The organism is Marivita geojedonensis (assembly GCF_002115805.1).
Taxonomy (GTDB): Bacteria; Pseudomonadota; Alphaproteobacteria; order Rhodobacterales; family Rhodobacteraceae; genus Marivita; species Marivita geojedonensis.
Genome location: NZ_JFKC01000047.1, coordinates 1 through 8,630, shown reverse-complemented (window position 1 = coordinate 8,630; position 8,630 = coordinate 1). Strand labels below are relative to the sequence as shown.

Genomic DNA, 8,630 nt, shown 5'->3' with positions numbered 1-8,630 from the left:
GTCTTGTTGGTGAGCTCTGCAGCTTCTGCAGTCGCCGACATTATCGAAGTCGAAATGCTGAACCGCAACGACGCTGGAGAGCGGATGGTGTTCAGCCAAGAACTGATCCGCGCAGAGGTGGGTGACACAATTCGCTTTATTCCAACCGACAAGTCTCACAACGCACAATCGGTGCGGGACGCGCTGCCAGAGGGCCAAGAAGCCTTCAGAGGCCGGTTGAATGAGGCGGTTGAGTACGTGGTAACAGAGGCAGGTCTCACAGCTGTTGTGTGTCTGCCCCACCAGAGCATGGGGATGGTCGCCCTTGTGGTTGTTGGCGATGATGTCAGCAACGCCGAGCAAATCCTTGACGCGCGCATCCCCGGCAAAGGTGGCGACAAGATCGAAGCCTTGGTGGAAGAAGCCCGCGCGATGGTTGCGGAGCCTGTGAACGAAGCGGATCAAACCAGCTGATCCGAAAACACAGGGAGTGGGCCAACGTGATTGGCCCACTCCCTTAACGTCATCGACAATCGCAGCACGCCCCGCCGTGATTGGACAAACGGCAAAAAGGACACGACGTATTATGCTGGCGCAAAAGTATTCCAGAGGTGAGCTGCAATCGCTGCTTGAAGCGGACGAAACGGAAATGAGTGTGGTGTTCTCTGACCCATCACTCCCAGACAATCCAATGATCTTTGTGAGTGAAGAGTTTGAGCGGCAAACCGGGTATGCTGCTCATGAAGCTGTTGGGCAGAACTGCCGGTTTCTTCAGGGCCCGGACACCAACCCGTTTGCCATTGAGGCTATACGGCAAGGATTGAGGGCCGAAACCCGCTTTACGATCGATATTCTGAATTACCGCAAAGATGGTTCAGCGTTTGTGAACCGTTTGCGCATTCGCCCAATATATGACCCGTCTGGCAACCTGATGTTCTTCGCGGGCGCACAGAACCCGGTTTAGGCGCAGCGAGAATTGTACATGGCTTTTCTGGCACGATCCACGCGTGTTACGTGACGATGAATGATCGCTGCTCAAATCGCTGGATCGAGCGTCTCGGGCAGGTGGCCGAAATTCATATCAGAGCTGTACGCGCTCAAGCAGCGCTATAGGATACCGACCACCAGCGCCAGAAACCATCGTCTCGATGGAACCCAGGCCGACAATGCACTAACAATCAAACTGGACCAGTCAGATCAGGCTGCTCAGTCGAGATGCAAATCTGAACACATGAATACATTAAGAAGATTGACTTCAAGAGAAGGAGCTTTTGAATGAAAAAAGATCTTTCCAAGTTTGAGCTGCGGCAGATTGGCCGAAAAACCTACGATGAAATTTATGCTAGAGGGCTTTTCGGCAGCACTTCAGCTGCTCCAAGCGGAACTCTACGTGGGATAGACGTTCTTCCATCTGACATCATACGGCAAAAACTCAATCGAGCAATTCAAGTCTATTATGGCCAAAAAGGCGTTCTGCCAAATCTTATTCGACCTAGCACTTTTTTTGAAAAATTGACTATTTCAAAGTTCTTTGCTCCAATTATCATGCCGTCACCCGCTGATAAATTGAATGTGAGTGCATTTGTACCAGATGGCCTTGCTTTCAAAGTCAAGACTATTGATGTTATGTGGGAAGGGTATCAACCGATAACGAGAAAAATTATCGATAGCTTAGGATTGCCCCAAGGCAAATATTACGCCAAGTCAAGCGGTGGGACGGGACGCAACATTCGCTTCACGGTTCCTCTCACTGACAAAGATGCACTCAAAATTGAAGAAAATAGTGCAAATTGGCTAATTGATCCACACGGAGTGCGTGCGGGTGAATGGTGGTATGACTTGATGAGAGCAAAAAACTTCATCGAAGCTGACCTTTCTCCTAATGACGGCTCATTAACAGATTGGAAATTTCACTGTGGAGGCGGGGAAATATTAGCAATTCAAGTTGATCACGGAAGGCATTCCCAACACACACAGACATTGTATGATGCCGATTTCAAGCAAATTCCAGAAGAACTTTTTTTTCCTTTCGGCCCACCTGAAGCCAAGCCGATATTTGTTGATAATATGATTTTATTATCAAAGATGATTTCTCGTCATTTCGAATTTGTTAGAGTTGATCTGTATCATTCCGGTGACACTATCTTTGTGGGTGAGCTAACCTTGGCTCCAATGGGTGGCCAACGCCCGCCTAATTCATACGCATTAGATAAAACGATGGGTTCGACCTGGCCTTTTTCTCTATGATCGAACCTTGTCGACACCATTTAATCATCAAGGATAAGCAGGTGAGAGTAACGGATTTGATTTTTGGCATATTGCGTTCAAATGAGATGATTGGGTCAAGTTTTGCACCCGTGAGAAAATTTTGCACCGGCGCTAATTTCTTTTGGAAATGCCCCTTCAAGTGTATAGATTGATCCGGAATACTGAACCAAGGGTGGATCGCAGTTACTGTTCCATCAGTATCGTCTTATGATCACTTCATGATTTACCCGGCGTTACGGTCAATCCCAGCATGTTCCAGTTCTGCATTCCACCCCTATGATAGTAGATGTTCTCTGCCGGGAAACCTGCTTCGATCATGCGGCGTGCTGCGGATGGTGATTGGCCGCACCATGGTCCGTTACAGAAGAGGACGACGTTTGGTATGTCGCCTTCACAAATCCAACCATCAAAATCGATCTCGCATCCAAATTCGCCCAGCCTATCAGCGGCCTCGGTATAAGGTACCGAGATGGCACCAGGGATAGTCCCTTCTTCGTACTCTGTTCGAACCCTCCCATCGACCAGGATGCCACTACCCGTCTTCAAGAAATCCAAAACCTCGAGCTCGCCGATGGTTGTCACCCCAGCGGCCGGTGTCATCGGCTGAATGCAGAAATTTGGACACGGGCGCGAAGTTTTTACCCAAGGTTCGCCGAGGCGCGCGTCCGGGTCCTGATTGCGGATGATTTCAATAGGGCCTTCCTCAGTCTCAACCACAACGCTCATTGTGTCTTTCGTAATCCCAACACCGTCAGCAATAGCCTGAGAAGCAAGGGTTACGACACAAAAGGCCAAGAGAGCGCAACGCATGGAAATCTCCTGTTAGTGCGACGATTGCGTCAGCCTGACATTCCTATCGTGGCCTGTCGAGTGGCCAGGCTTGGTCTGTCTCATCCCATGAGAAGCGCAAACGGATATCAGCCCCGCGGATTGTGCCCAAACCGCTCATGGGTAAGACAGCACATGTTACACGACTGCCACAGCTAACCGTGATGTTACGGTAAGGTATTACACGACATCAATAAATTGCTATCCAAAGCTTCGGCGTTCTCTTGAGGTCGGTGGTATGTTGTACCATTCCAAGAAAAGTTCTGAGTTTGTCGGACTTCGGACCGGCCCCAGCGGTCAAAGGCAGATCGTCTATGACGCGCAGAAGGGGAAACGCGTTGTGTTGATCATCGAAAGCCACTCAGCCTTGATCTCCGATATCGACGCTGCGCTACAAGAAGGGATAAATAGCCGGAACGTAGTAGGCGGCATTATTGCTGCGCTGAAGGCCCGAAACATTGATGTGGACTTCGACGCCTTGACGTAACGAGGCTTTGTAGAATCATCCGCGCGGAAGCTATGTTCCTCCTAACCCAGAAAATACTGGGAAATGAGAGGCAGCATGCAACCACTTATCCATCAAGCAGCTTTGGCTGTTTTGGACATTGATCCCTATCGCGCCAAGATTTCTCCAGGAGATGTTGCTCACCTGAGGTCTGAGCCCGACGATGTGGTCACAGTGTATGTTGAGCGGCGATCCCGTTTTCCATTTGGCCTAGGGAAGCCGTCATATCTTCGGGTTGGAACGCTTGAACCAAAAGCAGCCACTTTTATCCGGCCTGCATTGGGCAACAGCGCAAACTTGCGCGTTCGAGTGGTTGAGGTGGAAATGGCTCATCTGAGCCCCAAAGGGACCAGCTCTGTTAGCATCTCAGTTTGGGGAAATCTGGCAGATTTGGGTGAGGCGTCAGCGTCGAGCTATTCTGGGCGGTCTTAATTGTGGACTGATGTTGACCCAACGCTTTGTAGGCTTTCACCTCGTCATCCAACAGCACAAGCAATTCTGCGCCCAGCTTGGCCACTCCTGCTCCTCGACTACCTCATCACTTTTGCAAGATAGTCGATCTCTTCACTCGATCTGAAGTGCCCTATCGCCAGCCATTCAATCGCTTCGCAAACCTGGTCTGCATCCACAGCCAGAGCATCCGGACCAACTGCAATCTGTTCGAATTCAGATGGCTCAAACAGAAAGACGCTTCGTCTGCCAATATCGTCAATGAAGCGGGTAAAGCCAGCTTGGGCCAAGACGTGAGCCGCTTTTTCCAGATCTCCCGCACATTTGTTGTCAAAGGTCTCGATTGGTCCCTGCGTCGCATGTTGCTCTGTCGTGTAGTGCATTTTGTAAATGCAATTTGCGAGCGCCAGAATTCGTCCCGCATGCGAGTTCTCGGGTTTGTCTGTCCAAGGCTGCCAGTCTTCCATGCTGAACCATTGCCGCCCACATAAAGGAACGCAAGTGGACCGATATCTGCATTGTCTATCAACACTGCAAATAGGGAGATCTGCCAGTTGTTGAGACGTGCTTGGGTCTGATTAGAATCTACGAGGACTGGTATATGTGCTCAGCCGCTTCCGGTTTCAGAGTGAGACCGGTATCGTATGATCAAAGGTTGATAGGTCCCAAGATTGCGTAGATCGATATTTGCCCTAGGCGCCACGCTTGTGCTGGCCGCATGCTTGCCCGAGCACGAAGCAGAAGCCTCTCTTTCCGGCAATGCTTCTGTGACGATTTCGGTAACCGGCATGATCGGCTGGCATAGTGATTGGCGCAGATCGATTACACTAAGTGACGGCCTGGCTACGGCGTCGCGTGATCTTTTTGAAGACACCGGTTGGTGGCGCGGCACACACTTGTATCTCCACGCTTCGGGAGCTTACGTGGTTCACGAAGGACAAGCTGGATGCTTTGCGTTCAGCGTCGAACCCATCACATTTGATGTTCTCGTGCCAGCTTCCTGCGCCAAAACACCGGACGCTGCAGCGCGATTGTCGGCGGACACTCCTGAATATCAAGGATACCCCGCATCTGCGTACTATGCTGGTCTGTTCTACATAGGCAGGTTCGTTGAAGCGGGCAGTATCCAAGGCGTGGCGGGCACGCGACCAAGCAATCCAATCATTTTCCAGACACATGAACGGCAGTCCGAACCTGAGCTGCCAGACCTCCTGTGATTGACTGATCGTGTCTACTTCAGCACCCGGCGCCGACGTCCGGCTTTGTCGCACCTCGTCCCCTTCGAGCGATAGCGCGGTTGAGAACGACATCATTGAATACAGCTTCGGGCAAGAGGCCTAGAGAGGGGATCTGACAGGCTCTCCGTGATGGTCGTGGTATAGCCCAGTTGGGGATTTCGGATGGTGATGTTGGAGACGAAGAGCAATGCCTTCTGTAATAGTAAAGCTGGCGCCGAGCCTCTCGCCCCCGTAATTATTGTTTTCAATGAGGGGCTTGGATAAACTCTGAAAGGGTTTGGCTCCCACTCGGAAATGAACTGCCACAATCAGTTTCATCTCTTGTGGCGGCCTGAACGGGATTTGACACCGAGGAGATTTATCACATGAAGACAGCGCCTCTTGCTCTTTCAGTTTCTGCATTTCTCGCGTTCCCGGCCTTTTCCGAGACCATCGGAACCGTCACCGCTTCTTTCGATGATGGCGAACCGCGCACTTACTATGCATTCGAAGATACAGGTGAGAGCCAGTCGTTCTGGACACAGACACTGCCCGGCATGCTGAATGCCTCAAGCTTCAGTATTTGGGCCAATCCGCAGGAAGGCTCAAACGCCACAAACGATGTGCTCATTCTGGGTGGAACGCTCATTCGCGGACCTGGGGGCTACACAGTCATCGCGGAGCTTGAGTATCTGCAAAGCTACTTCAGCGAATACTGGACTAATCCGGAAGAAGGTTCGGTCTCATTGGAGCTGAACAACGTTGAACAACAGGGAGATCGTTTGGTCGTTTCAGGCACCTTCACCGCTCCCGTGTTCTACACTGAGAATGCCTCAAACCCACAGACCGACATGAACCGGTCCATGACAATCACGGGCGAGTTTGCAGCCAGCCTGCCAAAGGATTGATCGCATTGTTCCGGAGACTGAGACGATGGGCATTTCTCTGAACCCGATCCTCTCCGAGGATCTCGATCCGGCAATCGCCGCCAATCTGGAGCCAGGTGAGGTTGTGCTGTGGCAGGGTGCACCAGAAGTGCGGTCGCTCAGCAATCTCTTTGGGCGTGCTTTGGCTGCGCTGGGGCTGATTTTGGGCATTCTTCTGCTTTTGGGATTGGGCCCCTTACTTGTTCCCGGATTGGCACTTGCCTCCGGATCGACAACGGTTCCCGGACTTGTGCTGGTTGCATTCAGCGGGTTTTTCTCCTGGTTGGGTTGGCAGGAGCGAGATGAAAATTGGCGCTTCGCCATCACTGACCGGCGACTTCTCATCATCCGAGGTGGCAAACTTTTCCGGTCGGCCCTGCCTGGCGAAATCCGTACTCTGCGCATCCGAGGAAACATCGTGTACTGGGCGCGCTCTGATACCTCGTCAAGCGAGGGCAAGAAGAACAGTGGGCGATACATCGGGTTTCGCGGAATGCGACATCCGGAGGAAATGAAAGGCACTCTCGAAGCGTGGCGCGAGAGTTTCTCACAACGAGCTGAAGAAACCGCTGCGGCCTTCACAGAGGCCTCGACATCCGCAGACCCGACATCTCCGGACATCACACGGGTTCTGCATCCCGAGACCGGGCTGCATATTGATGTGCCATCGAGTTGGCAGATCATGGTGGACGATGCCTATGACGGTCCATTGCAGGTGTTCGGGATTACCATCCTGCCTCGCATCATCCGAAGCGGCGGTGAACGTGCATACGGGGATGGAAAGCCTTGGACTGTATTGAAGGTACGGGGCGCTCCGGACGCCGGGCTGTACATGACGGTGCGCAATGCGCCTCTGACCCAGACCTTGGAAGCCGTCGAAAATGATCCTTGGGCTGAACGTTTTGGACTTGAGGTCTTACAAACAACACCCGACTTGGAGATCGGTCCCTTCAAAGGTTTCTCGATTGTTCGGAAGATGCAGGGCGGGAGCGTTTTGACAGGATTTGGTCGTGTCGAGAGCCCGGTAGCAACCAGAATGGTGTGGCTCGGGTCGGGAAAGCGAAGCATCGAACTGACCGGTATGGCCCGGCTCGACATGGAAGACGTGCAATACGCCATCGATGCAATGGTGAACTCGCTTGGCTATCAATAAGTGCAAACAGAAGCACACTGGCCTTGGATATCGGATCAAACCAAATGGGGAACCAAGATGCCCAGCTTACACTTCAGTCTCGTTGTCAGTGCTGGTGCCGCCTTATTGATCCCGGCATGCACACCGCAAGAGATGCCCGAAGTCAACGAAGGCCGTGACTTGTTCATGGCGTTTTGCGCGGACTGTCACGGCGTCACTGGACGCGGCGAAGGCCCAATGGGCAGATCCATGGATCCCGTTCCTGCCGACTTGACGCTGCTATCCGCACGCAACGGCGGAGAACTTCCCGAGTCTGATATTCTGTCGAAGATTGATGGCTATGCACATGGTGGCACCACCGGGCCAAGCATGCCGCAATTTGGAGATTTTCTTGGTGGTGATCCCCTGCCCTACGACACGGGAGATGGTGTCTTGACACCTACCCCCCGTAAACTCGTTGCCCTGATAGAATATCTCGAAACCATTCAGGTAGCTTCCTTTTAGCCTCAAAGCTCCTCGGCAAGCTTCAAAGCATGCTCGACGCTTTCAACGATTGTAATGTCGTCCATACCGTTTGTTTGGGTCACACTTGAGACCGCGGCAATGCCTCCAATCATAACGCGCGGGGAATGGGGTAAGCTCTGAATTTGCGCGGCAACCACAATCAGTTCATCGAGGCTTCTCTTCCTGCCTGCCGTGAAGCCAACCAAATCTGCCTCCGTCCGACGGACTTCATCAATAATGTCTGGCTTCGGCAAACGTAGATGCACGGAGATGTCCCATCCCCTTTGCCTAAAGACCTCCGCCGCGAGTCCGATACCCAAAGTGTGTGCTTGATGCGGGAGTGTGGCGAACATGACCCGCCTGTTTTTGGTAATGGTGGCGGGCTCTGACACGGAACGTACAGCCGCATTCACCATGAGAAGCGTAGATATGCCGAGCGACACCTCGGCAAACGACAACTCATCTTTGTCCCATCGCGCACCAAGTTCTCGAGCCGCCTCTGCAATTAGCTGGTCGGCGATAAGGTCATGTGATGCGCCGCGTTCCTGAAGCTGCGCAACAAGTCGTAAGCAGGACTGCTCGTCAGCACTAAGTAAGAATGTACAAAACGCACGCACATACGACACGCCGACGCTTGCCTTGGCCTTTCGACCTTCGACAAGCGCCTTCAGCGTCCGTCGCGCAACAGCTTCTATGCCAGTCTCTTTGGAAACTTGGCAGTCGACATCGTCTTTCGAATGGTGAGCCTCGCGGTCCATATCGTGATCGACGTTCAGGCGGGCTGACTTGCAGGTCTCCGCCGATTCCTCCGCGCACTAGGG

Annotated in this window: 11 protein-coding genes; 8 read left to right on the top strand and 3 right to left on the bottom strand. The window is 52.5% G+C overall.

The features are described from left to right. The first annotated feature begins 3 nt into the window (after window positions 1–3). From MGEO_RS20650 to MGEO_RS20640, 3 genes are all read left to right on the top strand, one after another. On the top strand, window positions 4–453 hold the full coding sequence (locus MGEO_RS20650) for a plastocyanin/azurin family copper-binding protein (protein WP_233140053.1): 450 nt from the start codon (window positions 4–6) through the stop codon (window positions 451–453). 112 nt (window positions 454–565) lie between these two features. Further along, a complete protein-coding gene (locus tag MGEO_RS20645) occupies window positions 566–943 on the top strand; it encodes a PAS domain-containing protein (protein ID WP_085641632.1) in 378 nt (125 codons plus the stop codon). A 311-nt stretch (window positions 944–1,254) separates the two neighbouring features. Next, window positions 1,255–2,226, top strand: coding sequence for an ATP-grasp fold amidoligase family protein (locus MGEO_RS20640; RefSeq protein WP_085641631.1), 972 nt, complete (start codon window positions 1,255–1,257; stop codon window positions 2,224–2,226). A 237-nt stretch (window positions 2,227–2,463) separates the two neighbouring features. Here the strand turns inward: MGEO_RS20640 and MGEO_RS20635 are convergent, their stop codons facing one another. Then, window positions 2,464–3,057 carry a rhodanese-like domain-containing protein gene (locus MGEO_RS20635; protein ID WP_085641630.1) on the bottom strand — a complete coding sequence of 198 codons (594 nt, stop codon included), beginning with the start codon at window positions 3,055–3,057 and terminating at the stop codon, window positions 2,464–2,466. A gap of 256 nt (window positions 3,058–3,313) precedes the next feature. Between MGEO_RS20635 and MGEO_RS20630 the strand changes: the two genes are divergently transcribed. Beyond that, the gene (locus MGEO_RS20630) at window positions 3,314–3,562 is read left to right on the top strand and encodes a hypothetical protein (RefSeq protein WP_085641629.1); all 249 of its coding nucleotides are present in this window, start codon (window positions 3,314–3,316) and stop codon (window positions 3,560–3,562) included. Window positions 3,563–4,110: 548 nt separating this feature from the next. On the opposite strand, the gene MGEO_RS20625 is transcribed toward MGEO_RS20630, so the two are convergent. Beyond that, window positions 4,111–4,497 carry a hypothetical protein gene (locus MGEO_RS20625; RefSeq protein WP_085641628.1) on the bottom strand — a complete coding sequence of 129 codons (387 nt, stop codon included), beginning with the start codon at window positions 4,495–4,497 and terminating at the stop codon, window positions 4,111–4,113. Between the two features lie 255 nt (window positions 4,498–4,752). Here MGEO_RS20625 and MGEO_RS21270 point away from each other — a divergent pair, with 255 nt between their 5' ends. From MGEO_RS21270 to MGEO_RS20610, 4 genes are all read left to right on the top strand, one after another. Further along, the gene (locus tag MGEO_RS21270) at window positions 4,753–5,247 is read left to right on the top strand and encodes a hypothetical protein (RefSeq protein WP_143746330.1); all 495 of its coding nucleotides are present in this window, start codon (window positions 4,753–4,755) and stop codon (window positions 5,245–5,247) included. A 386-nt stretch (window positions 5,248–5,633) separates the two neighbouring features. After that, window positions 5,634–6,155, top strand: a complete 522-nt coding sequence (locus tag MGEO_RS20620; RefSeq protein ID WP_085641627.1) for a hypothetical protein — start codon at window positions 5,634–5,636, stop codon at window positions 6,153–6,155. A 25-nt stretch (window positions 6,156–6,180) separates the two neighbouring features. Further along, window positions 6,181–7,326 carry a hypothetical protein gene (locus MGEO_RS20615; RefSeq protein WP_085641626.1) on the top strand — a complete coding sequence of 382 codons (1,146 nt, stop codon included), beginning with the start codon at window positions 6,181–6,183 and terminating at the stop codon, window positions 7,324–7,326. A gap of 57 nt (window positions 7,327–7,383) precedes the next feature. Then, window positions 7,384–7,809 carry a c-type cytochrome gene (locus MGEO_RS20610; RefSeq protein ID WP_085641625.1) on the top strand — a complete coding sequence of 142 codons (426 nt, stop codon included), beginning with the start codon at window positions 7,384–7,386 and terminating at the stop codon, window positions 7,807–7,809. Window positions 7,810–7,811: 2 nt separating this feature from the next. Here the strand turns inward: MGEO_RS20610 and MGEO_RS20605 are convergent, their stop codons facing one another. Then, entirely contained in the window at window positions 7,812–8,567 is a 756-nt protein-coding gene (locus MGEO_RS20605) for a cobalamin B12-binding domain-containing protein (protein WP_085641624.1), read from the bottom strand. Between the last annotated feature and the right edge of the window lie 63 nt (window positions 8,568–8,630).